Raw genomic sequence first — 25,620 nt, 5'->3', positions numbered from 1 at the left:
TCCTTACTTGGTGCCGCTCGGCGATGTTGGCCAGGTCGGCATGATGTCGAAACGGGTGACGTCGGCCCATGCTGGCAGCGCAAGCACCGCGACGACCATCCTGGCCACGTCATCCGGCTGCACCACTTTGCTGGCGTACATGGCGGCACGCGCCTTGGCGTCGAGTATGTCCTGGTAGAGCTGCGTCTCGACACGGCCGGCAACGATCTCGGTGACGCGTATGCCAGATGGCGAGAGGTCGGCGCGCAGCGCTGCGGCAAAGCCCGATATCGCCGCCTTGGTGGCTGAGTAGACGGCAATGTTGGAATAGGCCGCGTGGCCCGCCGTGGAGCCGGTGAACAATATGTGGCCGGACTGCCGCTCGCGCATCTGCGGAACGACGAGGCGGGTGAGCAGGATCGCCGCGCTGAGGTTTATCTCCAGCGTGCTGTCGATGTCTGATATCTTCATGTCGGCGAAATTGCCGAGCGGCGGCATGATCCCGGCATTGTTGATCAGCACGTCGATGGTGAGATCCGCCAGAACCGCCTCCAGCGCCTCGCGATCGGTGATGTCGACGGCGATCGGCACGATGCCGGGCCGCTCGGCCTGCAGCGCCTTGAGCGCGGCCTGGCTGCGTCCGACCGCATAGACCTCGTAGCCGGCATCGCTCAACGCGATCGCCATGGCTCGCCCTATGCCGCTCGTCGCTCCTGTGATGAAGGCTGTCGTCACCTGGGCTTCCCCGTTTGCCTGCATTTCAATGTGCGGCGCTGGCCGGCGCCGCGAAACCAAGAAAACCAGCAAAAAGGAAAGATAAACTTTCGAACTCTCTTATCGCGTCCGAAAATCGGGCAGGTGGTCACCCCGATGCCGAGGCTGAAAATCCCGGGAAACGGTGGAAAAACGGCAGCTTAACCCTGCTGAAAGCGCTTTCGGTCATCCGGCGGCGCAAAAACATGGCTTTCGCAATGTGTCGCTAATCTGGTCGCCGCCGAAGGCCTATGCGCTCGATGCCGCCGAGCCTTATCCGCCGGTCGGCGAGGGCCTCTTCATATCGGTGAACAGCGAGGCCGCTGCCGCCTTCTGCTCGGCCTCCGTCGCCTCGACGCCGGAAGCCCGGGCCAGCGCACGCACGCGCCCGAGGCTATTGTGCAGGTGCTTGCGCATGGCCTGGCGCGCTGCGCGGCCGTCCTGCCTTTCAATGGCGTCGACGATGGCTTTGTGCTCGTTGTGGATGCGCGTGTAATAGCTGTCCTTGCGCTCTGGCGTGACCACGTAGCCGAGCTGAAAACGCGGAACGATCATCGGCCTGAGATAGGCGAGGAAGCCGTGGATGAATTCATTGCGTGCCGCTCTGGCGATCGCCAGGTGGAAATCATAGTCGTAGTGGATCTGGACGACTGCCGGATCCGCCTGCTGGGCGTCGACCTGTTCCATCAGCGCGCGGATGCCGTTCGCCTCCGCCTCGGTTCGCCGTTCCGCGCAAAGGCCGGCGGACTCCACCTCGACACTCAACCGCAGTTCGAGCAAGGCGATGGTTTCCGGCAAGGTCCTCAGCGCCTCGTCCGGGATCGAGAAATTGCGCGGCACTGGTGTTTCGCTGACGAACATGCCGCGCCCCTGCTGCGGCACCACCATGCCGTCGGAGCGCAACCGCGCCACAGCCTCGCGCACCACGGTGCGGCTGACATCGTATTCGGCGCAAAGCTCCGCCTCGGTCGGCAATTGCGCCCCGGGAAGCAGCGTTCCGGAAAGGATCTTTTCGGACAGGCTTTCCGCCACGACGGTGGAAAGCGGCTTGCGCTTCGTCATCAGTCTCCCCTTAGAGCGTTTCACCGTTTCATGGAAACGGCGAACCGCTCTAACTCTTTGTTTTGACGCAATTCCAGACGGAAAACCGCTCACACTTTTCCTGGAATTGCTCTCGCCAGATTCGCGATGATGCCCGAACCGGCAGGACCATTCAAACCGCCGCGGTGACGATCAGTTCGACCAGCATTCCGGGCTTGGCCATCCGTCCTTCGCCGGTGGAACGCGCCGGCGCATGTTCTTTCGGCATCCAGGCGTCCCAGACGGTGTTGACCTCGTCGAAATCCCTGACGTCATCAAGCCACATCTGCACATGCAGGATGCGAGTCTTGTCCGTGCCTGCCTTGGCCAGCAGCGCATCGATCTTCCCGAGCACCTCGCGCATCTGGTCGGCCGCGGATTGGCCCGGCCTTGCAACCTGGCCGGTGAGATAGAGTGTGCCATTGTGGATGACTCCGTGGTGGATGCGGGTGTCGAAGTCGAAACGCTGGATGTCGCTCACTGGTTGTCCTCGTCAGATTTCCGGAGTCCGCCGGATGGGGTCAGATTGCCGGCGCCTGCCGGATGGGGTTGCCTTGCAGGTACTGCGCGTAAGGCGCATGAACGAGCCAGCCGGCGTCGACAGGCAAGGTGACGCCGGTTATCGACGCGGCACGGTTCGAGCAGAGGAACAGCGCCGCTTCTGCCACGTCGCGCGGCTCGACGAAGCGTCGCAAGGCCGTGGTCGCCTGGATCGCTTCGGGGTTGCGCTCGCCCTTGGCGATCCTCGCCTTCAACCCGTCGGACAGTGTGTAGCCGGGCGCCACCGCATTGACGCGCACCCCGTGTGGGCCAAGTTCGGCCGCGAGGATCTGCGTCAAGGCCAGAACCGCGTGCTTGCCGGGCGTGTAGGACGGCAGCGACAGCGGCGCGAAGGAGGCGAGCGAGCCGACATTCAGGATCGCGCCGCGTCCGGCAGCCGACATCAGCCGGCCGAACACCTGGCAACCCAGCAGCGTGCCGCGATAGTTCACCCGCCACATCTTCTCGTCCTCGTCCAGATCCTGGTCGAGCACATGCTTGCCGCTCTGCAGGATGCCAGCGCAGTTGACGACGACTTCAGGCGTGCCGAACGCGCCGCTGACGGCCTCGGCCAGCGCCTCCACCGAGGAAGCTTCGGCGACATCTGTCTGGACGAACAGCGCGCGCGGCGCGCCCGCTGCCTTGCAGGCGCTGGCCGCCTCCTTGCCTCGTGTCGCGTCCCGGCCGGCGACGACGATCTGGTAGCCGTCCTCGGCGAAGCGCAAGGCAATCGCGCGGCCTATGCCGGAAGTGCCGCCGATGACGACGGCGGTCAGTGGCTCAGCCATGGCTGCGATCCTTGCGCTCGATGTCGAAAAATTCGGCCATGGCTTCAACCTGGAAGTCCATCATCGGGCGTCCGGGTTGGACTCGGCAACCGATCTCCTTGGCTGCCTTGAGCAGCGCCGTCTCAGCCGGTTCCATGATGATGTCGACGACCGTCATGTCCGGGGTCAGCTTGCTCACGTCCATGGGCAGCGGATCGCTGGCCTTCAGCCCGGAAGGCGTGGCGTTGATCGCCATGTCCATGCCGGATGGATCGGGCTGGCCAACCTCGATCCGGCATTTTGGAAAAGACTTGCCGACCAGCGCGGCCAGCTTCTCCGCGCGTCCCCGGTCGATGTCGGTCAGCCGGATCTCCGCCGCGCCTGCCTCGGCCAGGCAATAAGTCAGCGACGCACCGGCGCCGCCGGCACCGACCTGGAGAATGCGGCGGCCGGCAATCTGGTGCCCGCCCGCTTTCAGCCCGTCGATGAAGCCGACGCCGTCGAAATTATCGGCGTACCAGCTTCCATCGGGCAGCCGGCGCACGGAATTGGCGCTCTCAACCCGCGCGGCGCGGTCATGCGCGGCCGAGCACTTGTGGTAGACCGCGACCTTGTACGGCACCGAGATGATGACGCCGCGGATGTTCTCGGCCGCCGTGATGCCGGCCCAAAAGGTGTCGAAATCCTCAGGCCGGCAGCTCAGCGGCACCATCAGGCTGTCGAGGCCCTTCTGCTCGAAGATCTCGTTGAACATGCCCGGGCTTTTGGCATGGCCCACGGGGTGGGCCAGCATGACGAAGACATCGGCCTTGCCGGTTCCGCGCATCGATTTATTCCTTTCCGTTTGACAGTTCATGGTCGCTCAGCGGTCGGGCGCATCTTGCATCGAGTCAAAGCCATATGATATAGGACATCATACAAATTTCAATGCACCTTCTTTGGCTGGAGATCACCGCGAAAATGCAGGAGCGCCGCAACACTTTGAAGGCGGCCGTGACGGCCGGCCGGGCTCATATCGGCATCTGGTGCTCGCTGGCTTCGGCGCTCACCACGGAGATCGTCGCCGGCTCCGGAGCCGGCTGGGTGCTGATCGATGGCGAGCATAGCCCCAACGATTTGCGCAGCATCATGGCGCAGCTTCAGGTCATGGGCGGCTTCGACAGCGAGGCCGTCGTCAGACTGCCTTCCGACGATGCCAATCTGATCAAACAGGCGCTAGATATCGGTGCGCGCAGCTTGATGATCCCCAATGTGCGCACGGCCGATCAGGCCCGCGCCATTGTTGCAGCGATGACCTATGCGCCTGGTGGCGTCCGCGGCTTCTCCGTCGGTCACCGCGCCAATGCCTTCGGCCGCATCGCCGGCTACCACGCCAAGGCGCGGGAGCAGCAGCTTCTCGCCGTGCAGATCGAATGCGAGACAGGCGTGGCCAATGCCGCCGAGATCGCCGCCGTCTACGGCGTCGACGTGCTCTTCGTCGGGCCCGGCGACCTCTCGGCCAATATGGGCGCGATGGGCAATCCGGCTGCCGCGCATGTCCAGGGCGCGATCGCCTCCGTGCGCAAGGCCGCAACGGCGGCAGGCAAGGCCAGCGGCATCCTGGCGCCGGCAAAGGCCGATGCCGACCGCTATCTCGCCGACGGTTTCACCATGGTCGCCGTCGGCTCGGACCTTGGCCTTTTGGCGCGGGGCTCGGATGCCCTGATCGCTTCCTTCAACCAGTAGACCGGAGACAAACCGTGGCAATTCCTCCTTACAAGGCGCCGTCGCGCACTGCTTACGACATCGTCATCGTCGGCGGCGCGGTCGTCGGTTCGTCGACTGCCTATTGGCTGAGCCAGGCGCTGGGCAATGGCGCCTCGATCCTCGTGGTCGAGCGCGACTCGAGCTACACCTTCTCGTCGACTGCGCTCTCCACCAGCGCCATCCGCCAGCAATATTCCAATCCGATCAATGTGAAGATCAGCCAGTTCGGCATCGACATTATCCGCAATTTTCCGGAGCGGATGGCGCCCTTCTACAAGGACGAGCCGGCGCCTGATCTCGGCTTCAAGGAATATGGCTATCTCTACTGTTGTTCACCCGAGGGCGTGGAAGCCGCGCGTGAGCGCGTCGACCTGCAGCGCAGCCTCGGCGCCCACACCGTCTTCCTCGAGCCGGGCCTGCTGAAGGAGCGTTTCCACTGGCTCAATGTCGAGGATCTCGGCGGCGGCTCCTGGGGCTCGCGTGAAGAGGGCTGGTTCGATTCCATGGGCCTGCTCAACGGCTTCCGTCGCGCCGCGCGCGCCAGCGGCGTCGAATATATCGACAACGCCGTGACCGGACTGGATATCGCCGATGGGCGCGTCGTCTCGGCGCGCTTGGCAACCGGTGAGACGGTGGCCTGCGGAACCTTGGTCAACGCCGCCGGCCCGCGCGCGCAGCAGGTCGCCGCCATGGCCGGCCTGTCCATCCCCGTCGCTCCCTACAAGCGCTACAGCTTCGTCTTCGCCAGCGCCACTCCGATCCCCGGCCGCATGCCCAATGTCATCGACCTGTCCGGCACCTTCGTGCGGCCGGAAGGCGAACTTTTCCTCACCGGCAACACGCCGCAGGGCGACGGCCCGGCCGACTATGACGACTTCGAAATGCATTTCGAGGAGTTCGACGACTACATCTGGCCGGCGCTCTGGCACCGCATTCCGGCCTTCGATGCGCTGAAGGTCCAGACCAGCTGGACCGGCCACTACGAATACAACATGCTCGACCACAACGGCATTGTCGGCTTCCACCCCGAGGTGACCAACTTCATGTTCGCCAATGGTTTTTCCGGGCATGGGCTGCAACAGTCGCCGGCCGTGGGCCGCGCGGTTTCAGAACTCATCGTTCACGGCGCTTTCCAGACGCTTGATCTGTCGCCGTTCTGTTACGAGCGCATTGCGCGCAACGAACCGTTCCTGGAAGAAGCCGTGATCTGAGGCGAGGAGCGCTGGACTTTACCCAGCCTGGCGGCGGCGGATGCTTGGGTGCCGTCGACTAAAAGCCCCGCTGCTGTTTCTGGTATCGTTTGACAAGCCGCTCCCGCTTCAGGCGGGAGAGCCGCTCGATCCAGAAGAGCCCGTTGAGTTGGTCAATCTCGTGCTGGTGACAAACAGCCAACAGGCCTTCAGCGTCATCCTCCGCTTCGTCGCCATCCAAAGTCTGGTAGCCGATACGAACGCGTGCATGCCGTTCAATCTCTTCCGTGACACCCGGCATGGATACGCTGCCTTCGACATGGCGGATCATTTCGTCTGATGCCCAAAGAATGGTGGGGTTGACGTAGCTGCGCAGGCCCGCCGAGGGCGACAGTTCGATGACCACCAGCCGCTTCAGGATGCCGATGTGAGGGGCGGTGATTCCGATGCCTGGAGCGGCGCGCATCGTGTCGGTGAGATCGCCGGCAAGCCGGCGCAGGTCTTCGTCAAAGACCGATACGGGCTCGGCGACGGAGCGCAGACGAAGATCGGGAAATCTCACGATCGGCCGTATCGTCACCTGTCACTCCGGCATTCGCAGGGACCAACGTCTGCGCGGCTCTTCCCCCAAGAATAACTGGAATGACCATACCGGCAACGCAAAAGATCGCAGCCAAGCCCGGCTATGCAAACTGTCAGGCCTGAACGGCGAGCCGCTCTTTCTCCATCTCGGCCATGTCCTGGAAGCGGTCGGCGATGCGGGGATGGATGCGGCCGCCATCCGCCGCGCCGATGGCGACGACGATCTCGTCCGCGGCCGGGCCGTCGGCGATCTGGAAGTTGGCGGTGATGAAATGCGAGCGGCGGCCATTCTCGCTCTTGTGCATCATCGGCAGCGACAGCAGCGCGCCAGGCGCGTTGCGTGTGTTGCAGAATTCGAGATAGGTCGTGCCGCCGACGGCATCGCGGAAGACATTGCCGAAGCGCAGCGTGTGGATCATGGCGGAGGCATGCTCAATCTCGCCGGCGGTTCCGACGGCGGCTGCCTTGCCGTAGCTTTCGATGCGTTCCGCCGGCATCAGCGCAATCAGGCGGCGCGTGAGTTCCTGCCCGAGCCGGGGTGCGATGGCGACAATCTCCGGCCGCAAATCGTCGACGAAGCCGCGCCCGGCCCATGGATTGCCCAAGACGGCGGCGACGACGATCGATGTCACCGGCCTGGCGGCCGCCCTGCTGCCTTCAAGGTGCACTTCCTCGATGAAGGTGCAGATCTTTCGCAATTCCATGATTTGGCCTCTCCACGTGGAAGCTCAAATCTAATGCGCGCCAATCGGCCGGTATTCCTCCGGTTCGTAGGAAGAATCGGCGTGCGCCCCGCTTGGAAGCGGTGTAGCGTTCGTATATCCGCGACGGCTAAAATTCGCCCTTCGCGAGTGGCGGAAGATCAGGCGTGGACCACGAGTCGCAAATTCTCTCCTTGCGGGACGCCGCCAGCCTCATCAATTCGGGCGGCGATCTCCAGTCCGTGCTGCGCGACCTCGTGCTGGCGGCCTGCCGTCATGCCAAATGGACGCTGGGCTCGATCATGGGCATCGATGCCCCGCATGGCCACGCCTACGTCATCGTGCGCCACGACCCGACGCTCATTCACCGCACGCTGCCGGACCGCTGGGAACTGGCCACCAGTCCTTCGATCGTCGCGCTCAACCGCAATGAGCCGGTCTATATCAGGGACGCGCGGGTGTCCGAGGAGTTTCCGGGCTATCGCCGCGAGGCCTTCGAGCGCGACTACCGCAGCGTGCTGGTCATGCCGATGAACTGCGTCGACGAGGACGGCCGGCCGATGGTGCTGACCGTCGTCTCGCGCGAGATCACCGAAGTGACGGCGGAGGATATCGCCTTCATCGGCATGATCGTGCATCTGGGCGAGATCGCGGTCGAGAAGCAGCATCGGCTGCGCCAGGAGAAGCAGGCCGGCGAACGCCTGCAACGCGCGCTTTCGGCGCACACCTCGCTCTTGCAGCAGGCCTTGTCGGACGGGTCCGTGGTCTCGCTCGCCGAAAAGGTCAGCGAGCTTCTGCCCAATCCGGTGGTGGTGATCGATTTCCATGCCAATCTGGTCGTCGCCGGCCGGTCCCCGAGCGAGGCGCATTTCGACATCGCCTCCTGGCAGCAGGCGGTGAGCGGAACGCTGAGCCGGCAGATCTTCAAGATCGCGCGCGGCGCGTCCGACGGACGCCACACCGAGACGCTGTTCGTCGATGACGGCAAGCGCCAGCTCAAGCTTTCGGTGCGCATCGAGCCGCTGACCATTGATGCCGAAGTGGTTGGCGCGCTGATGATTTTTCCGACGCCGCAGGCATCGGGCCAGCTCGATCAGATGCTGCTCGACAGCACCAAATTCGCGCTCAGCGTGCAGATGATGCGCAGCTTCGTGCGCTTCCGTTTCGAGACGCGTTCACTGACCGAGCTTTTCCTGGAGGTGGCGGAGCGCCGCTGGCGCGACGAGGCCGACATCGTCAATCGCGCCCGCCGGCTGGGGCTCGACTTGACCGTTGCGCAGAAGATGATCGTCGTCGATCTCGCCGAGCAGGTGAAGGATGGCGCCATCGGCCTTGCCGATCCGCACCATGCGCTCGTGCGTCTGCTGCAGCAGGCCGGCATTGCCGGCACGGCCATCGCGGTGGAGGATGGGCTTGTCTGCCTGGTTCCGGCCGATGCCGGGCAGGACGGCGCGCGCTTCGCGAAATTGCCGCACAGGATCGCGGCCGAGCTTGGCCGCTATTTCGAGCGCGAGCCGGTAGTGGTGCTTTCCGAGGCCTGTGCTGCGCTGGCCGATTATCCCATCTCCTGGGAGCGGTGCCGCCGCATGATCCGGATCGGCCGTTCCTTCGGCCGCACCGGTGTTTTTGCTGGCCAGGATTTCGGTCCGCTGCCGATATTGGTCGCCGCCGCCGACGCTCCCGACGTGCGCGGCTTCGTCGAGGACAGTGTCGGCGCCCTGATCGCGCACGACCGCGAGCACGGCACGCCCTATCTCGATACGCTGTTTGCGTATCTGCGCGAGGGCTGCCGCAGCCAGGCCTGCGCCGACGCCATCGGCCTGCATGTCACCACCTTGCGCTATCGCCTGTCGCGCATGGAGGAACTGTTCGGGATCCGTCTCGACACGCCCGAACAGCGCTTCGCGGTTGAACTGGCGATCCGTCTCAGCGGCATCATCGACAGCCGCGTGCCGGCAGCCCGCTAGACTCTCTTGACCTCGCCACCACTGTTGCGATGCGGCAGCCGCCGCAAGCACGGGCTTGTCGCGCCCGCGCTTGCTCGGGATAACAGCAGCATGCCGCGCCATCTTTCCTACAGACCGGAGGAAGAACGCCGGCCGGCTCCTGCCTAGCTTCCGTCCGACACTATGGAGGAAAGCAATGGCGGACGCGGTGGCACAGAGGACGATCGACCCGATCGCCTTGCGTCGTGCCTTCGGCACCTTCGTCACCGGCGTCACCATCATTACCACGCGCGACAGTGACGGCCATCCGCGCGGCATGACCGCCAACTCCTTCACCTCGGTCTCGCTTGACCCGCCATTGCTCCTGGTCTGCGTCGGCAAGGCGGCGGCGAGCTTTCCCGCCTTCAACGAGACACGGTCCTTCGCGGTCAATTTCCTGCATGAAGGCCAGGTCGATGTTTCTTCGGTGTTCGCGTCGAAAGCGGCGGACAAGTTCCAGTCGGTCAACCATGACCGCGCCCACACCGGCGCGCCGATCCTCACCGACAGCCTGACATGGTTCGACTGCACCGTTCACAACCGCATCGAGGCCGGCGACCACATCATCCTGATCGGCCAGGTCCAGGCTTTCGGCACCAGCCCATCGGCGCCGCTCGGATTTTGCCGCGGCCGTTACGCCAGCGTCAAGGATCCGCTGCCCGCCGGCTGGCTGGCCTCGCAGGACATGATCATCGGCTATCTGGTCGAAGCGGGGAACCGCATCCTTTTGCGCAGCGATGGCAAGGGAAGCTGGGTGCTGCCGACGGCGCGGCGCCGCAAGGCCGACAGCCAGCTCGTCCTCGATGGCGGCGAGGCGCTGAGCCTCGTTCCTGAAAACACCTTCCTTTATTCGGTGTTCGACGTCGCCGACAGCGACCCGGGCTATCTCATCTACCGCGCCGAACTGAGCCGTGAGAGCGCGCAGGCCGCGCTGCCGGATGGCCACGCCTTCTTTTCCGTCGACGCGCTGCCCTATGAGCGGATCGCCACGCATGAATTGCGCGCCATGCTGCGCCGCTATGCCCGCGAGCGCCAGGACAAGCGCTTTGGCATCTACATCGACACCGGTGACGGCGGCCGCGTCGCCATGATCGACGGCCAGTCGCAATCGTGGACGCAGGCCGCGTCCGAATGATGCTCCACGCAGGACAGACAGCATGAAAACGACGGTCGGATCGCTCGAAGGCTCACGCCAGAACCTGTTCATCAACGGTGCGTTCGTGGCGCCGAAAAACGGGCAGTACATCGACAGTTTCGACCCGACCACCGGCAAGCCCTGGTACCAGTTCGCCGAGGCCGGCGCCGAGGATGTCGGCGCGGCCGTCGAGGCCGCGCGTACCGCTTTCGCGGCGCCTGCCTGGCGACGGATGACGCAGACCGATCGCGGCAAGCTCGTGCGCCGGCTGGCGGAACTGGTGCTGGAGCACGCCGACGAACTGGCGCTGATCGAGACACGCGACAACGGCAAGCTGCTCAAGGAAATGCGGGCGCAGATGCGCGCCATGCCCGACAGCTACACCTATTTCGCCGGGATGGCCGACAAGCTGCTCGGCGACACCATCCCCGTCAACAAGCTCGACATGCTCAACTTCAACCTGCGCGAGCCGATCGGCGTCGTCGGCATGATCACGCCATGGAACTCGCCGCTGATGCTGCTCACCGGCACGCTGGCACCATGCCTTGCGCTCGGCAACACGGTGGTCGTCAAGCCGTCCGAGCATGCCAGTGCGTCCACGCTCGCCCTGGCCGAGCTGATCATGGAGGCCGGCTTCCCGGCCGGCGTCGTCAATGTCGTCACTGGCACCGGTGCCGTGTCGGGAGACGCGCTGACGCGGCATCCAGGCATTGCAAAACTCGTCTTCACCGGTTCGACCGTCACGGGACGCCGCATCGCCGCCAATGCGGCGCAGAATCTCATTCCTTGCTCGATGGAACTCGGCGGCAAGTCGCCGCATGTCGTCTTCGGCGATGTCGACATCGACCATGCCGTCAACGGCGTCGTGTCCGGTGTGTTCGCGGCGGCGGGGCAGACCTGCGTTGCCGGTTCGCGCTGTTTCGTCGAGGCCAGCGTCTACGACCGTTTCGTCGAGGCGCTGGTCGAGCGCACGCGGCGCGTGCGGGTCGGGCTGCCGATGCTGGAGGAAACCGACATCGGTCCGCTGGCGCTGTCGGCGCAGCTTGCCAAGGTGGAAGGTTACGTCGCCTCGGGCGTGCGCCAGGGCGCCAGCATCGCGGCCGGTGGCAGGCGGCCACAGGCAGCCGAGCTTGCCGGCGGCTGGTATTTCGAGCCGACCGTGATGACCGATGCCAATAACGGCATGGAGTTCATGCAGGAGGAACTGTTCGGTCCTGTCGTCGGTGTCATGCCGTTCTCGTCGGAAGACGAGATGATCCGGCTCGCCAACGACACACGCTATGGGCTCGCCTCGGGCATCTGGACGCGGGACATCAACCGCGCGCTGCGTTTCGCCAGGAATGTCGAGGCCGGCACGGTCTGGATCAACACCTACCGAGCTTCCTCCTTCATGTCCGCCAATGGCGGCTTCAAGGAGAGCGGCTATGGGCGGCGCGGCGGCTTCGACGCCATGGAGGAGTTCTCGCGCCTGAAGAACGTCGTCATCGACTACTCCGGCGCCATGCAGGACCCCTTCATTATCCGCCTTCGCTGACCAAACCCGACGCACTGGGGAGACCGACATGAAATTCGCCGTTTCGCTGACCATGGAGCGCTTCTCGCCCGACATGCCGATGTCGAAGGTGAAGAGCAATCTGCTCGACCTTGCGCGCCTGGCCGACGAGGGTGGCTTCGAGACGCTGTGGACGGCGGAGCATCACACGATCGAATGCACGATCTCGCCGAACCCGCTGATGACGCTGACCTGGCTTGCCCAGCATACCGAGCAGATCCGGCTCGGCACCTCGACGTTGGTCGCGCCCTACTGGAGCCCGATCCGGCTGGCAGGGGAGGCGGCACTTTGCGATCACCTGACCGGCGGGCGGCTGGAGTTCGGCATCGCGCGCGGCTCCTATCAGTACGAGTTCGACCGCATGGCCGGCGGCATGCCGCAGCAGGAAGGCGTTGCCTATCTGAAGGAGCTGGTGCCGGCGGTGAAGAAGCTGTGGGCGCAGGATTATGCCCATGACGGCCACTACTGGAAGTTCCCGCTCGCCGCCGGTGTCCCAAAGCCACTGCAGAAGCCGCATCCGCCGATCTGGGTGGCCGCGCGTGATCCCGGCACCTTCGACTGGGCGGTCGGCATCGGCGCCTCGATCCTGTCGACGCCCTTGTCGGCGCCGTCGGCCGAGATCGCTGTGCTCGGCGAGAAATTCCGCAAGGCCGTCGCCGATCATCCGGAAGTGCCGCGCCCGCGCCTGATGATGCAGCGGCGCACCTGCGTCTACGAACGGGCGCAGGACTGGGAGATCGCGGTCGGGCATGCCATCGACTATGGCCGCGCCTTCGAGAACCTGTTCCAGAACATCGGCACCGTGCAAAACGGCTTTCCCGAAGCCGTCCCCTACGAGAGCGTCAAGGGCAAGGACAATTACAATCCCGAGAACATCCGCCGCAACCTGATGTTCGGCACGCCCGATGAGGTGATCGACAAGCTGCTCGACTATGAAGCGGCGGGCGTCGACCAGTACTGCCTAGGCCTGACCTTCAACCTGCCGTTCGAGCTGCAGAAGAAGACGATCAAGCTGTGGGTCGACGAGGTGATGCCGGTCTTCGCCGCGCGCGAGCGCGACAGGGCGCGCCAGGCGGCGAGGGCGTGACCATGGCGCGCTCCGGCCAGCTCGATGTCGAGGGCGTGCTGCTCAACTGGCGCCTTGAGGGTGAGGGCGGCGTGCCGCTGGTCTGCATCCATGGGGTCGGCTCCTACCTCGAAGCCTGGAATGGCGTGGCCGGGCAACTGAAAGATCGCTTCGCTGTCCTCACCTTCGACCTGCGCGGCCATGGCCGCTCCAGCCGGGTCAAGGGCCGCTACCAGATCGACGATTTCGTCGGTGAGACCTTGGCGCTTGCCGACCATGTCGGGTTTGCCACCTTCCATCTGGCCGGCTTTTCGCTGGGTGGCCTGATCGCGCAGCGCCTGGCTTTGACGCATGCCGAGCGCCTGCAAAAACTGGTGCTGCTGTCGACAGTCGCCGGCCGCACGCCCGACGAACGGCACGCGGTGCGCGGCCGGCTGGCGGCGCTGATGGCGAGCGACGCTTCGGCGCATCACGCCGCCTCGCTGTCGCGTTGGCTGACGGAGGACTTCCAGGACAAGAACCCGGAGGTGATCGCCGAGTTGCGCCGGCGTGACGCCGAGAACGACCGCGACTGCTATGCGGCGGCCTATCGCGTTCTGGCCGAGACCGATTTCGGCGGCATCCTCGACCGCATCACCTGCCCGACGCTGATCGTGACCGGCGAAGACGACCAGGGCTCCAGCCCGCGCATGGCACGGCTGATGCACGAACAGGTGCAGGGGTCGCAACTCGCCATACTGCCCGGACTTCGCCATTCGATCCTGATCGAGGCGCCGGCCCGGGTTGCCGCCGTGATGGGCGATTTTCTGTTGGGTCAAGATGGCAAGAGGGCGGTGGCCCATGGATAGCAACCTTCGCGAGGCGGGAGAGCGACTCCGGCCCCAAGCTTCACACGACACTTTGCCGGCATCAGGCCGGCCTCTTCCCGGTGATCGGGGGAATGGCGACGGCAAACATCCTCCGCGGCATCGGAAGACCCGACCGGACGCGACGTCGCTAAATCCGCGAGCCTTGGGAAAGGACGCCGACCTGGTCGGCACGAAATTGCGAAGTCACGACCGATTGAACTGACGTGACTGCAAGAGACTGAACAACAACAGGGGAATACGCACATGACAATCTGGAACAGACGACAAGTGACGATAGCCGCGGTGGCGCTTGCGCTTGGCGCATATCCTGCTCATGCAGGCACGGTGCTCGACCGCGTGATGGCCGCCGGTACGCTCAAGGTGGCGACCGATGCCAACTGGGCGCCGCAGTCCTTCGTGAATGCCAGCAACGAACTGGACGGCTTCGATGTCGACGTCGCCAAGGCGATCGGCAAGCACCTCGGCGTCAAGGTCGAATTCATCACGCCCGGCTGGGACATCATCACCGCCGGCCATTGGGCAGGGCGCTGGGATATGCATGCCGGCTCGATGACGCCGACCAAGAAGCGCGCCGAGATCTTCGATTTTCCGGCGGTCTACTATTACACACCGGCGGCCATTGCCGTGCACAAGGACAGCAAGGCCAAGACGCTGGCCGATCTCGACGGCAAAGTGGTCGGCGCCACCAGCACCTCCACCTTCGAGGCCTATGCCAAGAAGGATCTGACGCTCGACGCCGCCGGTGCGCCGCCATTCGAATACAAGCTCAACCCGAAGGAGGTCCACTCCTACGAGAATTCGACCACCGCCTTTGACGACCTTCGCCTCGGAGACGGCGTGCGCCTGGACGCGGTGGTTTCTTCGCTGCCGTCGATCCTCGATGCGCAGAAGGCCGGCTACCCGATCAAGCAGCTGGGCGATCCGGTCTTCTACGAGCCGCTGGCGATCGCCATCGAGCGCGGCGATCCCGAACTCTCCGCCAAGATCGCCGACGCCGTGAAAGCGATGAAGGAGGACGGCACGCTGAGCAAGCTTTCCGAAAAATGGTACGGGCAGGATTATTCGAAGACAAACTAGCCCCTTCAAAGGCGGCCTGCCTCCGGGCAGGTCGCCGAACAGCCGGTGCTCAAAGATGCTTTATCCGGATACCGTCGAAGCCGAAATCCTCGTCCACAAACCCTGGTTCGTGGCGACGATGTTCGGTGTCGTTCTGCTGCTTTTCATGGCTTTCAACATGTCGGGCACCAGCTTCGCCGAACTGATGCGCCCGGTGATCGGCGAACCGTCGGTGAGTGGCTTCTACGGCCGCTTTGCCATTGCCTTCGCCATAGCGGTGATCTTCACCTTGAACGTCGTGCTGATCGGTTTCGCGCCGCTCAAGTTCCAGATCGGCATCGTCTGGCTCGAACTGCTGCTCCTGTTCATTGCCTTCTTCGAGACGTTCCATCTCAGCCTGCCCTTTATCTGGGAGAAGCTGCCGTTCCTGATCAGCCAGGGCGTTGTCACCACGCTCTATGTCTCGGCGATCTCGATTGTCATCGCTTCCATCATCGCGGTCGCCGGCGCGGTCGCCAAACTTTCCAGCAATGGCTTCGCCTATGCCATCGCCAGCTTCTACACCTCCTTCTTCCGCGGCCTTCCGCTGCTCATGCAGGTCTATCTGATCTATCTCGGCCTGCCGCAACTCGGCTTCGTCATCAATGCCGTGCCTGCCGGCATCCTGGCGCTTTCGCTCTGTTACGGCGCCTATATGACCGAGATTTTCCGCTCCGGCATACAGAGCATCGATCGCGGTCAGTGGGAGGCGTCGCGCTCCATGGGCTTCGGCTTCGCATTGACCATGCGCCGCATCATCCTGCCGCAGGCGCTGCCGGTCATCATTCCGCCGACGGGCAATCAGTTTATCTCGATGCTGAAGGATTCCTCGCTGGTCTCGGTCATCGGCGTGTGGGAGCTGATGTTCCTGGCGCGCACCCTCGGCCAGAAGACCTTCCAGCACATGGAGATGCTGATTTCGGCCGCCATGATCTACTGGATGCTGTCGATCTGCCTCGAACTGATCCAGGCGCGGATCGAGCGGCATTACCGCAGGAGCAAGGTCAGATGAGCGCCCATGCCATCATCGAAGCGCGCAACGTATCGAAGTGGTACGGCGCCTTTCACGTCCTGAAGGACATCAACCTGACCGTCCACAAGGGCGAGCGGATCGTCATCTGCGGGCCCTCGGGTTCCGGCAAATCGACGCTCATCCGCTGCTTCAATCGCCTGGAGGCGCATCAGGAGGGCGATATCACCATCAACGGCGTTGCCCTGCACGGCAAGATGGGCAATGTCGCCGACGTGCGCTCCAACGTCGGCATGGTGTTTCAGCATTTCAACCTGTTTCCGCACATGACGGTGCTGATGAACTGCATGGCCGGCCCGATGTGGGTGAAGGGCGTGCCGGAAAAGGAGGCGCGCAAGACCGCGCTGAAGTTCCTCGAGCGGGTCCGCATTCCCGAGCAGGCGAACAAGTTCCCCATCCAGCTGTCCGGCGGCCAGCAGCAGCGTGTGGCGATTGCCCGCAGCCTGTGCATGGAGCCGGCTGTCATGCTGTTCGACGAACCGACCTCCGCCCTTGACCCGGAAATGGTCTCGGAGGTGCTGGACACCATGACGGAACTTGCCCGTGACGGCATGACCATGGTGTGCGTGACGCATGAAATGGGCTTTGCCCGTGCGGTGGCCGACCGCGTCATCTTCATGGACGCCGGGCAGATCGTCGAGGCGGGTACGCCCGACGAATTCTTCAGCCAGCCACGCCACGATCGAACCAGATTGTTCCTCAGCCAGATCTTGAAGCACTGACCGGAGCGCTCCGCCGTCTCACGGAAATGATCCGTCGGCACGGCCTCCAGGGCCTGTTGCGAACGCTCGCTTCTTCGCACAGCCGCCTCGACATTGAGGCCGTCATGCATGCGTCTAAGGCCCGAGCGCGATCAGCGCCGGCCTGGTTAGGCCCAGCCTAAGCAGAATTATCGAAAATCATTATTTGTGCATCGCACACAGCGTGCTTTGCTCCATCCGCCGGCTGAAAGAGAACAAAAAGAACGTCAGGCGGCGGCCTTCGGCGATGCGTCCGAAGCGGGTTGTTTTGGCGCCGACAGCGCCTGACCTCAGAAAAAGACAGGGGAACGTGATGACGACAATATTCTCGAAGTTTCGCCACGCCGCGCTTGCGGCCGGCATTGCCCTGAGCGCCCTTTCGGTGAGCCTCCACGCCGAAGCCGGCACCTTGAAACTGGGCATGACGACCTGGGTCGGATACGGCCCGCTCTTCCTTGCGCGTGACATGGGCTACTTCAAGGAAGGCGGCCTCGATGTCTCGCTCGAAATCATCGAGGAAGCATCGATGTACATGGCGGCCGTCGCCGCCGGCGAGCTCGACGGCAGCGCCTCGACCATAGACGAAATCATGAAGTACCGCTCCAAGGACGTCTGCTTCAAATCAGTCTATGCCCTGGACGACAGCCATGGCGGCGACGGCGTTCTGGCGCCGAGCAGCGTCAAGAGCGTCGCCGACCTCAAGGGCATGGAGGTTGCGCTGAACGAAGGTTCGGTGTCGCAGTTCTGGTTCAACATCCTGCTCAAGCAGGCCGGCCTCAGCCAGGCCGATGTAAAGATCACCAACATGACCGCGGACGATGCGGCTGCCGCCTTCATGGCCGATCGCATTCCTGTTGCCGTCACCTGGGAGCCGCATCTGACGCTGGCCAAGAAGGAAAACAAGGGGCAGGTCCTGATCGACTCCTCGAAAACGCCCGGCTTGATCGTCGATGTGGTGGCGCTCAACTGCGACTACATCACGAAGAACCCCAAAGATGTCGAGGCGCTGGTAAAGGGCCTCTACAAGGCCAACGAGTTGATCAAGGAAGATCCTGCGAAGGCCTATGAAGTGATGGCCAAGGGTGTCGGCGGCTGGCTGAAGGATCCGAAGGACTTCGCCTCCTCCGCCGCAGGTGTGAACTTCTACGGCAAGGACCGCAATGCCCAATTTTTCGCCGGTGGCGAGGGTGGTGAAGCCGGCAAGCTGATCAAGCTCGGCGGCGATATCTGGGGCGGCTTCGGCAAGCTCAAGATGGACATCAAATACGACGACCTCGTCGATACGTCCTTCCTTGCGAAGTGATCTGGCCTTGCGAAGTGAGTTCGCTGGACCGCAGGCGCGCATCGCGACTGCGGTCCAGTCAGCCCAAAGGGTTTCCCTGTGACATTGGCACCGAATGCAACATCTCCCATCAGCCATATCGTGACCACGAGCGTGGATAAAAATCAGCCCGGTCGATCCGCCTGGAAAGCTGTCGCCACACCTTTTCAGGCCGTGTCGCGCCCTCTCTCCATCACGCTCAGCGTCCTGGTCTGGGGCGCGGTCATTGGCGGCTGGTTCGCCTTGACCTATTCCGGAGCGGTCAAGGAAATGTTCCTGCCGCGCCCCGAATCCGTCTTGTTCACCACCATCAATATGGCGCTTGACGGGTCGTTGTGGGAGCACGTGCTCGCCAGCGTCCAGGTGGTGCTGATCGGCTTCGTCATTTCGAGCATCGTGGCGGTGCCGCTCGGATTGACGATGGGCACCTACCGCATCGTTCAGGCCGCGCTCGACCCGCTCGTCAATTTCATCCGCTATTTGCCGGTGACGTCCTTCGTGCCGCTGTTCATCCTGTGGATCGGCATCGGCATCGAGCAGCGCGTGGCCGTCATCATCTTCGGCATCTTCTTCCAGCAGCTGGTGATGATCGCCGACAGCGCCCGCGGCGTTCAGCGCGACCTCGTCAACGCAGCCTATACGCTCGGCACCAAACGCAGCGACACGGTCTTCCACATCGTCTTCCCGGCCACGCTTCCTAATGTGCTCGACGTGCTGCGCGTCACCATGGGTTGGGCCTGGACCTATCTCGTCGTTGCCGAACTCGTCGCCGCCCGCAGCGGACTTGGCTACATCTCGCTCAAGGCGATGCGCGGCTTCCAGGTCGACGTCATCTTCATGGCCATCGCCATGATCGGCATCCTTGGTCTTTGCACCGACCAATTGTTCCGGGGCATCCGCCGCCTCGTCGCTCCCTGGGCCAACTGAGGAATTCGCTGACATGGACGCTCTGACACTTGCGACGAAACTGAAGAGTGCCGACATCGCCATCGACAATGTCGTCCTGCGCTACGGCAAGGGCGATAATGCCGTGCTGGCGCTGGATGGCATCTCCTTCCATGTCGTGCCCAATGAGTTCTGCGTGATCGTCGGTCCATCCGGCTGCGGCAAGTCGAGCCTGCTCTATCTCATCGCTGGCCTCGAGGAGCGCACCGGCGGCATGATCTCAGTCGGCGGAAAGCCGGTTACCGAGCCCGGTCCCGATCGCGGCATGGTGTTCCAGGCCTATACGCTGTTTCCCTGGCTGACGGTGGCGCAGAACGTCGAATACGGTCCCAAGCGCAAGGGTATGTCAGCGACCGAGCGCAGGGCCATCGTCGAGCATTTTCTGCATGAGGTCGGCCTGGCAAAATTCGCCAACCATTATCCCTCGCAGCTGTCGGGCGGCATGAAGCAGCGCGTGGCGATCGCCCGTGCGCTGGCCAACGATCCGCAGGTGCTGCTGATGGACGAGCCCTTCGGAGCGCTCGACAGCCAGACCCGCCACTCAATGCAAAAGCTTTTGCTGAGGATCTGGGACCATTCCAAGAAAACGGTCCTGTTCGTCACCCACGACATTGACGAGGCGATCCTGCTGGCGGACCGGGTGCTGGTCATGTCTGGCCGGCCCGGCCAGATCAAGAAGGAAATCCGCGTCAGCCTCCCTCGTCCGCGCAGCATGGACCTGGTCATGGAGCCGGACTTCATCGCCATGAAGCGGGATATCCTCGAGCTCTTGAAGAACGACGAAGACGAAGAGCACTAAGGGGTGACATCGGCAGTCTTCGAGGTGGATCACGAAACAGGCACGGCATGAGCATCGAGGCCGCGGAATTCGACTATATCGTCATCGGTGCGGGCTCGGCCGGTTGTGTCCTGGCCAACAGGCTGAGTGCCAACCCTGTCAGCCGCGTCTGCCTGATCGAGGCCGGCGGCAGCGACGACCGCACAAGGGTTCGCGTGCCGGCCGGCATTCTCTCGCTCTACGGCAATCCGAACTTCGACTATGGCTACAAGGGCGTGCCGCAGCCGCTGCTCAACAACCGCCGCATACCGGTCAACCGCGGCAAGCTTCTTGGCGGGTCGAGTTCGATCAATTCCATGGTCTATATCCGCGGCGCAGCACAGGACTATGACGAGTGGGCAGCGCTTGGCTGCTCGGGATGGTCCTATGCCGATGTGCTGCCGGTGTTCAAGGGATTGGAGCGGAATCTCCTGTCGCAAAGCCCGGCCTATCACGGCTTTGAGGGCGAACTGCTGGTCGACAATCCGCGTGATCCCAACGCCGTATCCAGCCTGTGGGTCAAGGCGGGCCGGGGCGTGGGCCTGCCCGAAAACCGCGACTTCAACGGCGATGGCCAACTCGGCCTCGGCATCTACAATGTCACCCAGAACAAGGGGGAACGCTTCTCGGCCTACACCGCCTTCGTTCGGCCGGTTCTGAGGCGCCCGAACCTCCAGGTCCTGTCAGGCGTCGAGGTGCTTGATCTGGCCGTCGAAAGCGGTCGCGTCACCGGCGTCAATGTGATCAAGGACGGCGCGGCCCAGAGGCTGACATGCCGCGCGGAAATCGTGCTCAGCGCCGGCGCGATCGGATCGCCGCGCATCCTGCTTGCTTCCGGCATTGGCCCGGCCGAGGAGCTGAAGGCGGCGGGGGTGGAACCGGTCATCAACGTGCCGGGTGTCGGCAAGAATCTGCGCGACCATATCGACGGCATGATCACGCAGCGATCGAACAGCACCAGGACGCTCGGTCTGTCGATTGCCAATCTGCCGGCGATGCTGGCGGCGCCCTTTCAGTATTTCGTCCGGCGCAAGGGCATGCTGACGACCAATTACGTCGAGGCCGGCGGCTTCGCCAGGACGAAATATGCCGGCGATATTCCCGATGTCCAATTCCACTTTGTTCCGGGCTATCGCAGCCATCGCGGCCGGCTCGTCGAATATGGCCACGGCTATGCCGTGCACACCTGCGTGCTGAGACCCGGAAGCGTCGGCGAAATCACGCTCGAGCGCGACGGCACCCGCCGCAACGTACTGATCGATCACCGCTTCTTCAGTGACGGGCAGGATGCCCTGACCCTTGTCGAAGGCATCAAGCTGGCGCGCTCGATCCTCGCTTCGCCGGTCTTTGCTGATATTCGCGGACCGGAAATCCTGCCTGGCCCCGATGTCGTCACCGATTACGAGATCCTCGCCTATCTGCGTGCCGAAGCCCTGACCGTCTATCATCCGGTCGGCACGGCCAAGATGGGCACCGACACCATGGCGGTGGTCGATCCCGCCGGCCTCAAGGTGCGCGGCTTCGACAATCTGCGTGTGGCGGACGCCTCGATCATGCCGACGCTGATTGGCGGCAACACCAATGCGCCGTCCATGATGATCGGCGAAAAAGCAGCCAGGGCGATGCTGTCGTTAGTCTCGTGTTGGCCAGCCTCTCCCGGCATTTAGGGACAAGCTAACCACTGCCACGTGAAATCGTAATTTTCGCTAATCAGTCCCTCCAGTACACCAGCGATCTGACCTCCTCGCATCGCAGAAACTCTTGGGGGGAAAGGACGCAGAAATGTCGGTGGAAAAAATAGACACGCTTGTCGTCGGCGGTGGCCAGGCGGGGGTGGCTATGTCTGAGCATCTGAGCAAATGCGCGGTGCCGCATCTCGTTCTCGAGCGTGGCCGGATCGCCGAGCGCTGGCGTTCGCAGCGATGGGACTCGCTCGTTGCCAATGGCCCGGCCTGGCATGACCGTTTCCCGGGCATGGAATTTCCCGTGACGGGTCCCGACGGCTTCCCCTCCAAGGAGGAAGTCGCGGACTATTTCGCCGCCTATGCAAGGCAGATCAATGCGCCGATCCGCTGCGGCGTCGAGGTCAAGCTCGCGCAAAGAAATGTCGGTCGACCCGGGTTCCGCGTCGAGACGTCGGATGGGGTGATCGAAGCCAACAGCATCGTCGCGGCGACCGGACCTTTCCAGGTCCCCGTCATCCCCGCTCTTGTCCCCGGCGATGCCGGCATTCCGCAGATTCATTCCAGCGCGTACCGCAACCCCGGGCAATTGCCGAAGGGTGCGGTGCTGGTGGTCGGGGCGGGATCGTCAGGTGTGCAGATTGCGGACGAGCTTCAGCGCTCGGGGCGGCGCGTCTACCTCTCGGTCGGCGCGCACGACCGCCCGCCGCGCGCCTATCGCGGGCGCGATTTCTGCTGGTGGCTGGGCGTTCTCGGCAAATGGGATCTCGAAACTCCAGGGCCTGGCACGGAACATGTCACGATTGCGGTGAGCGGCGCGCGTGGTGGCGAGACGATTGATTTTCGTCGGCTGGCCGCGCAGGGGCTTACCCTGGTCGGCATGACCAAGACATATCAGGATGGCGTGCTGACCTTCGCGCCTGATCTGGCGAAGAACATTGCCCGCGGTGACGCCAACCTGATGTCGCTGCTGGACGAGGCCGATGCCTATGTCGCGCGCAACGGTCTTGACCTTCCGGAGGAGCCCACGGCCCGTCGGATCGACCCGGACCCCGACTGCCTGACCAACCCGCTTCGTGAGCTCGACCTGGCCGAAGCCGGGATAGCGGCGATCATCTGGGCGACAGGTTTTGCCGTCGATTACAGCTGGTTGAAGGTCGATGCCTTTGACGAGAAGGGCCGGCCAAGGCATCAGCGCGGCGTCTCGACCGAGCCTGGAATCTACTTCTTGGGATTGCCTTGGCAGTCGCGAAGAGGGTCGAGTTTTATCTGGGGTGTCTGGCATGACGCCAAGCATGTCGCGGACCGGATTTCGACGCAGCGCAAATATCTGGCCTATCACGCTGCAGCACGGCGCGAGACAGTGGACGCCTGACCGACCCTGACAACAGCCACGAGCCCGATCTGATGGAGACCAGGATGGCGCATACGAGAATCCGCAAGTTCAACACTAGGGACACCTATCCCGAGCAGAAGCTCGACAATGATCTGTGCCAGGCGGTCGTCACGCGGGGCGGCCGGACGGTCTATCTGCGTGGTCAGTGCCCGCAGGATCTCGACACCGCCAAGAATATCGACAGCCACGATCCGGCCGAGCAGACGCACAAGGTGATGCAGAACATCAGGCAGCTCATCGAGGAGTGTGGCGGCACCATGGAGCATCTGGTCAAGGTGGTCGTCTACATCACCGATGTGCGCCATCGCGAGGCGGTCTACCGCACCATGGGCGAGTATATCAAAGGCGTGCATCCCGTTTCGACCGGCCTCGTCGTGCAGGCTCTGGCGCGGCCGGACTGGCTGGTCGAAATCGACGGCACCGCCGTCATTCCGGACTGATCCCAATGACCTTTTCCATTGTCGCGCGGTGCAGCCGCACCGGCATGTTCGGTGTCGCGGTATCGTCCTCCTCTCCGGCGGTGGCGGCGCGTTGCGCTTATGCGCAGGCGGGCGTGGGGGCGGTCGCCAGCCAGAACGTCACCGATCCGGCGCTCGGCACAAGGGGGCTCGAACTGCTGGCGCGCGGTGCCTCGGCCGCCGAAGCGGTCGCCATCCTGAAGCGCACCGGCGCCTACAGCGACTACCGGCAGGTGCTGGCTGTCGATGCCGCCGGAACCACAGCGATCCATTCCGGACCCAGGGCGCTTGGCATCTGGGCGGAAGCGCGTGCGGACAATGTCGCCTGCGGCGGCAACATGCTGGCCCATGATGGCGTGCCGCAAGCCATGGTCGAGGCCTTCCTGGCCTCGGAAGGGCATCTCGGCGACCGCCTGATCGCGACCATGCGCGCCGCGCTGAAGGCGGGTGGCGAGGCGGGTCCGGTCCATTCGGCTGGAATGAAGCTGGTGCGCGAGGTCGCATGGCCTGTCGCGGACCTGCGCTGCGACTGGAGCGATGGCTGTCCGATCGAGGAGCTGGCGGCGTTGTGGGACCGCTACAAGCCGCAGCTCGATGCCTATGTGACCCGCGCGATCAATCCGTCCGACGCACCGAGCTACGGCGTGCCGGGCGACGAGTAGCCGGCACATAGGGGAGGCATCCGCATGAGCGAACTCAGTCACAAGGACTGGATCGGCAAGGCATCCGCGATCCGCTTTCGCGACAAGGCGTTCATCGACGGCAAGTGGGTTGCCGCGCGTTCGGGCCGCACCTTCGCCAGCATCAATCCGGCCACGGGCGAAACGCTGGCCGAGGTGGCGTCCTGCGGCGAGGAAGATATCGATCTGGCCGTTGCCGCGGCGCGCCGCAGTTTCGAGGCCGGTGTCTGGTCTCGCGCGAGCCCGGCGCGCCGCAAGGAGGTGCTGCTGCGGCTGGCGCGGCTGCTGCGCGAAAACCTGCAGGAGCTTGCGTTGCTCGAATCGCTCGACATGGGCAAGCTGGTCACGGATGCCGCCACCGTTGATGTCCCCGGCTCGGCGGCGATCTTCCAATGGTATGGCGAGGCCATCGACAAGATCTACGACGAGATCGCGCCGACCGGCGCGAGCGATTTGGTGCTGGTGCGGCGCGAGCCGCTCGGCGTGGTCGGCGCCGTGGTGCCGTGGAATTTCCCGCTCGACATGGCGACCTGGAAGTGCGCGCCCGCGCTGGCGGCGGGCAATTCGGTGGTGCTGAAGCCCGCCGAGCAGTCGCCCTTCTCGGCGCTCCGGCTGGCGGAACTTGCCATGGAGGCGGGCTTGCCCGCCGGCGTGCTCAATGTCGTGCCTGGCCTTGGCGAGACGGCCGGCCAGGCGCTTGGCCGCCACATGGATGTCGATTGCCTTGCCTTCACCGGATCGACGTCGGTCGGCAAGATGTTCCTGCAGTATTCCGGCCAGTCGAACATGAAGCAGGTCTGGCTTGAGACAGGCGGCAAAAGCCCGAACCTTGTCTTCGCCGATTGCGGCGATCTCGATGCTGCGGCCGACATGGCAGCCTTCGGCATCTTCTTCAACCAGGGCGAGGTCTGTTCGGCCAATTCGCGCCTGCTCGTGCAACGCTCCATCAAGGATGCCTTCGTGGAGAAACTGGCTGAGCGCGCGGCGGCCGCCCAGCCCGGCGACCCGCTCGACCCGGCCTCGAAAATGGGCGCCATGGTCGACGCACGCCACGCCGCCAAGGTCATGCGCTTCGTCGAGGCCGGCAAGAAGACCGCACGCCTGGTCGCCGGCGGCGACCGGGTCACGGTCAATGGTCGCGGCAGCTTCATACAGCCCACCATCTTCGACAATGTTGCCCATGATGACCCGATCGCCAGGGATGAGATATTCGGGCCGGTGCTTTCGGTCATTGCCTTCGACGATGAAGAGCAGGCTGTCCGCATCGCCAATGACAGCCCGTACGGGCTGGCCGCATCGCTGTGGACCGACAGCCTTTCGCGCGCGCACTGCGTTGCTGGCCGGCTGCGCGCCGGCACGGTTTCCGTCAACACGGTCGATGCGTTGAGCCCGATGACGCCGTTCGGCGGCATCAAGCAATCCGGCTTCGGCCGCGACCTGTCGCTGCATGCGCTGGACAAGTACACCGCATTGAAAACGACATGGATCAAATACTGAGGCAAAGCGATCGC

The 25,620-nt window shown here is 63.8% G+C and carries 25 protein-coding genes; 18 read left to right on the top strand and 7 right to left on the bottom strand.

The features are described from left to right. Positions 1-3: 3 nt before the first annotated feature. The 5 genes from AC1D05_RS05090 to AC1D05_RS05070 all read right to left on the bottom strand — a co-directional run bounded on the left by AC1D05_RS05090 (position 4) and on the right by AC1D05_RS05070 (position 3,945). Positions 4-714, bottom strand: a complete 711-nt coding sequence (locus tag AC1D05_RS05090) for an SDR family oxidoreductase (protein ID WP_477438793.1) — start codon at positions 712-714, stop codon at positions 4-6. Positions 715-1,005: 291 nt separating this feature from the next. After that, positions 1,006-1,794 carry a FadR/GntR family transcriptional regulator gene (locus AC1D05_RS05085; protein ID WP_477438791.1) on the bottom strand — a complete coding sequence of 263 codons (789 nt, stop codon included), beginning with the start codon at positions 1,792-1,794 and terminating at the stop codon, positions 1,006-1,008. Between the two features lie 151 nt (positions 1,795-1,945). Beyond that, positions 1,946-2,293, bottom strand: a complete 348-nt coding sequence (locus tag AC1D05_RS05080) for a RidA family protein (protein WP_477438789.1) — start codon at positions 2,291-2,293, stop codon at positions 1,946-1,948. Positions 2,294-2,333: 40 nt separating this feature from the next. Then, positions 2,334-3,140 carry an SDR family NAD(P)-dependent oxidoreductase gene (locus AC1D05_RS05075; protein WP_477438788.1) on the bottom strand — a complete coding sequence of 269 codons (807 nt, stop codon included), beginning with the start codon at positions 3,138-3,140 and terminating at the stop codon, positions 2,334-2,336. Then, positions 3,133-3,945 (bottom strand): shikimate dehydrogenase family protein, encoded by an 813-nt coding sequence (locus tag AC1D05_RS05070; RefSeq protein ID WP_477438786.1) that lies wholly within the window; start codon positions 3,943-3,945, stop codon positions 3,133-3,135. Before AC1D05_RS05070 ends, AC1D05_RS05075 begins: the two co-directional genes overlap by 8 nt. Positions 3,946-4,079: 134 nt before the next feature. On the opposite strand from AC1D05_RS05070, the gene AC1D05_RS05065 reads away from it, so the two are divergent. After that, a complete protein-coding gene (locus AC1D05_RS05065; protein WP_477439121.1) occupies positions 4,080-4,844 on the top strand; it encodes an HpcH/HpaI aldolase family protein in 765 nt (254 codons plus the stop codon). Between the two features lie 14 nt (positions 4,845-4,858). Next, complete coding sequence (locus tag AC1D05_RS05060; protein ID WP_477438784.1) at positions 4,859-6,076, top strand: NAD(P)/FAD-dependent oxidoreductase; 1,218 nt, start codon at positions 4,859-4,861, stop codon at positions 6,074-6,076. Between the two features lie 58 nt (positions 6,077-6,134). Here AC1D05_RS05060 and AC1D05_RS05055 read toward each other — a convergent pair whose 3' ends face one another. Both AC1D05_RS05055 and AC1D05_RS05050 read right to left on the bottom strand, forming a co-directional pair. Further along, positions 6,135-6,635 carry a peptide deformylase gene (locus tag AC1D05_RS05055; protein WP_477438783.1) on the bottom strand — a complete coding sequence of 167 codons (501 nt, stop codon included), beginning with the start codon at positions 6,633-6,635 and terminating at the stop codon, positions 6,135-6,137. Positions 6,636-6,750: 115 nt separating this feature from the next. Then, on the bottom strand, positions 6,751-7,341 hold the full coding sequence (locus AC1D05_RS05050) for an amino acid synthesis family protein (RefSeq protein WP_477438781.1): 591 nt from the start codon (positions 7,339-7,341) through the stop codon (positions 6,751-6,753). A gap of 164 nt (positions 7,342-7,505) precedes the next feature. On the opposite strand from AC1D05_RS05050, the gene AC1D05_RS05045 reads away from it, so the two are divergent. The 16 genes from AC1D05_RS05045 to AC1D05_RS04970 all read left to right on the top strand — a co-directional run bounded on the left by AC1D05_RS05045 (position 7,506) and on the right by AC1D05_RS04970 (position 25,606). Continuing rightward, complete coding sequence (locus AC1D05_RS05045) at positions 7,506-9,305, top strand: helix-turn-helix domain-containing protein (RefSeq protein WP_477438779.1); 1,800 nt, start codon at positions 7,506-7,508, stop codon at positions 9,303-9,305. A gap of 175 nt (positions 9,306-9,480) precedes the next feature. Continuing rightward, positions 9,481-10,458, top strand: a complete 978-nt coding sequence (locus tag AC1D05_RS05040; RefSeq protein WP_477438777.1) for a flavin reductase family protein — start codon at positions 9,481-9,483, stop codon at positions 10,456-10,458. 22 nt (positions 10,459-10,480) lie between these two features. After that, the gene (locus tag AC1D05_RS05035) at positions 10,481-11,992 is read left to right on the top strand and encodes an aldehyde dehydrogenase (protein ID WP_477438775.1); all 1,512 of its coding nucleotides are present in this window, start codon (positions 10,481-10,483) and stop codon (positions 11,990-11,992) included. Between the two features lie 28 nt (positions 11,993-12,020). Further along, positions 12,021-13,097, top strand: a complete 1,077-nt coding sequence (locus AC1D05_RS05030; protein WP_477438773.1) for an LLM class flavin-dependent oxidoreductase — start codon at positions 12,021-12,023, stop codon at positions 13,095-13,097. A 2-nt stretch (positions 13,098-13,099) separates the two neighbouring features. Beyond that, entirely contained in the window at positions 13,100-13,924 is an 825-nt protein-coding gene (locus tag AC1D05_RS05025) for an alpha/beta fold hydrolase (protein WP_477439119.1), read from the top strand. Between the two features lie 264 nt (positions 13,925-14,188). Then, a complete protein-coding gene (locus tag AC1D05_RS05020; RefSeq protein WP_477438771.1) occupies positions 14,189-15,022 on the top strand; it encodes a transporter substrate-binding domain-containing protein in 834 nt (277 codons plus the stop codon). 55 nt (positions 15,023-15,077) lie between these two features. Beyond that, the gene (locus tag AC1D05_RS05015; protein ID WP_477438769.1) at positions 15,078-16,052 is read left to right on the top strand and encodes an amino acid ABC transporter permease; all 975 of its coding nucleotides are present in this window, start codon (positions 15,078-15,080) and stop codon (positions 16,050-16,052) included. Beyond that, entirely contained in the window at positions 16,049-16,792 is a 744-nt protein-coding gene (locus tag AC1D05_RS05010) for an amino acid ABC transporter ATP-binding protein (RefSeq protein ID WP_477438767.1), read from the top strand. Before AC1D05_RS05015 ends, AC1D05_RS05010 begins: the two co-directional genes overlap by 4 nt. Positions 16,793-17,123: 331 nt before the next feature. Next, entirely contained in the window at positions 17,124-18,113 is a 990-nt protein-coding gene (locus AC1D05_RS05005; RefSeq protein ID WP_477438765.1) for an ABC transporter substrate-binding protein, read from the top strand. 132 nt (positions 18,114-18,245) lie between these two features. Continuing rightward, entirely contained in the window at positions 18,246-19,058 is an 813-nt protein-coding gene (locus tag AC1D05_RS05000; protein WP_477438763.1) for an ABC transporter permease, read from the top strand. A gap of 13 nt (positions 19,059-19,071) precedes the next feature. Beyond that, on the top strand, positions 19,072-19,875 hold the full coding sequence (locus AC1D05_RS04995) for an ABC transporter ATP-binding protein (protein WP_477438762.1): 804 nt from the start codon (positions 19,072-19,074) through the stop codon (positions 19,873-19,875). 47 nt (positions 19,876-19,922) lie between these two features. Beyond that, a complete protein-coding gene (locus tag AC1D05_RS04990; RefSeq protein ID WP_477438760.1) occupies positions 19,923-21,560 on the top strand; it encodes a GMC family oxidoreductase in 1,638 nt (545 codons plus the stop codon). 115 nt (positions 21,561-21,675) lie between these two features. Next, the gene (locus tag AC1D05_RS04985; protein ID WP_477438758.1) at positions 21,676-22,950 is read left to right on the top strand and encodes a flavin-containing monooxygenase; all 1,275 of its coding nucleotides are present in this window, start codon (positions 21,676-21,678) and stop codon (positions 22,948-22,950) included. Between the two features lie 44 nt (positions 22,951-22,994). Further along, positions 22,995-23,411, top strand: coding sequence for a RidA family protein (locus AC1D05_RS04980; protein WP_477438756.1), 417 nt, complete (start codon positions 22,995-22,997; stop codon positions 23,409-23,411). Between the two features lie 5 nt (positions 23,412-23,416). Continuing rightward, positions 23,417-24,091 carry a DUF1028 domain-containing protein gene (locus AC1D05_RS04975; protein ID WP_477438754.1) on the top strand — a complete coding sequence of 225 codons (675 nt, stop codon included), beginning with the start codon at positions 23,417-23,419 and terminating at the stop codon, positions 24,089-24,091. A 24-nt stretch (positions 24,092-24,115) separates the two neighbouring features. Further along, positions 24,116-25,606 carry an aldehyde dehydrogenase gene (locus AC1D05_RS04970; RefSeq protein WP_477438752.1) on the top strand — a complete coding sequence of 497 codons (1,491 nt, stop codon included), beginning with the start codon at positions 24,116-24,118 and terminating at the stop codon, positions 25,604-25,606. The last annotated feature ends 14 nt before the right edge of the window (positions 25,607-25,620 follow it).

Source organism: Mesorhizobium sp. P2_E9 (assembly GCF_056403815.1).
This window is presented reverse-complemented; position numbering and strand designations above follow the sequence as displayed.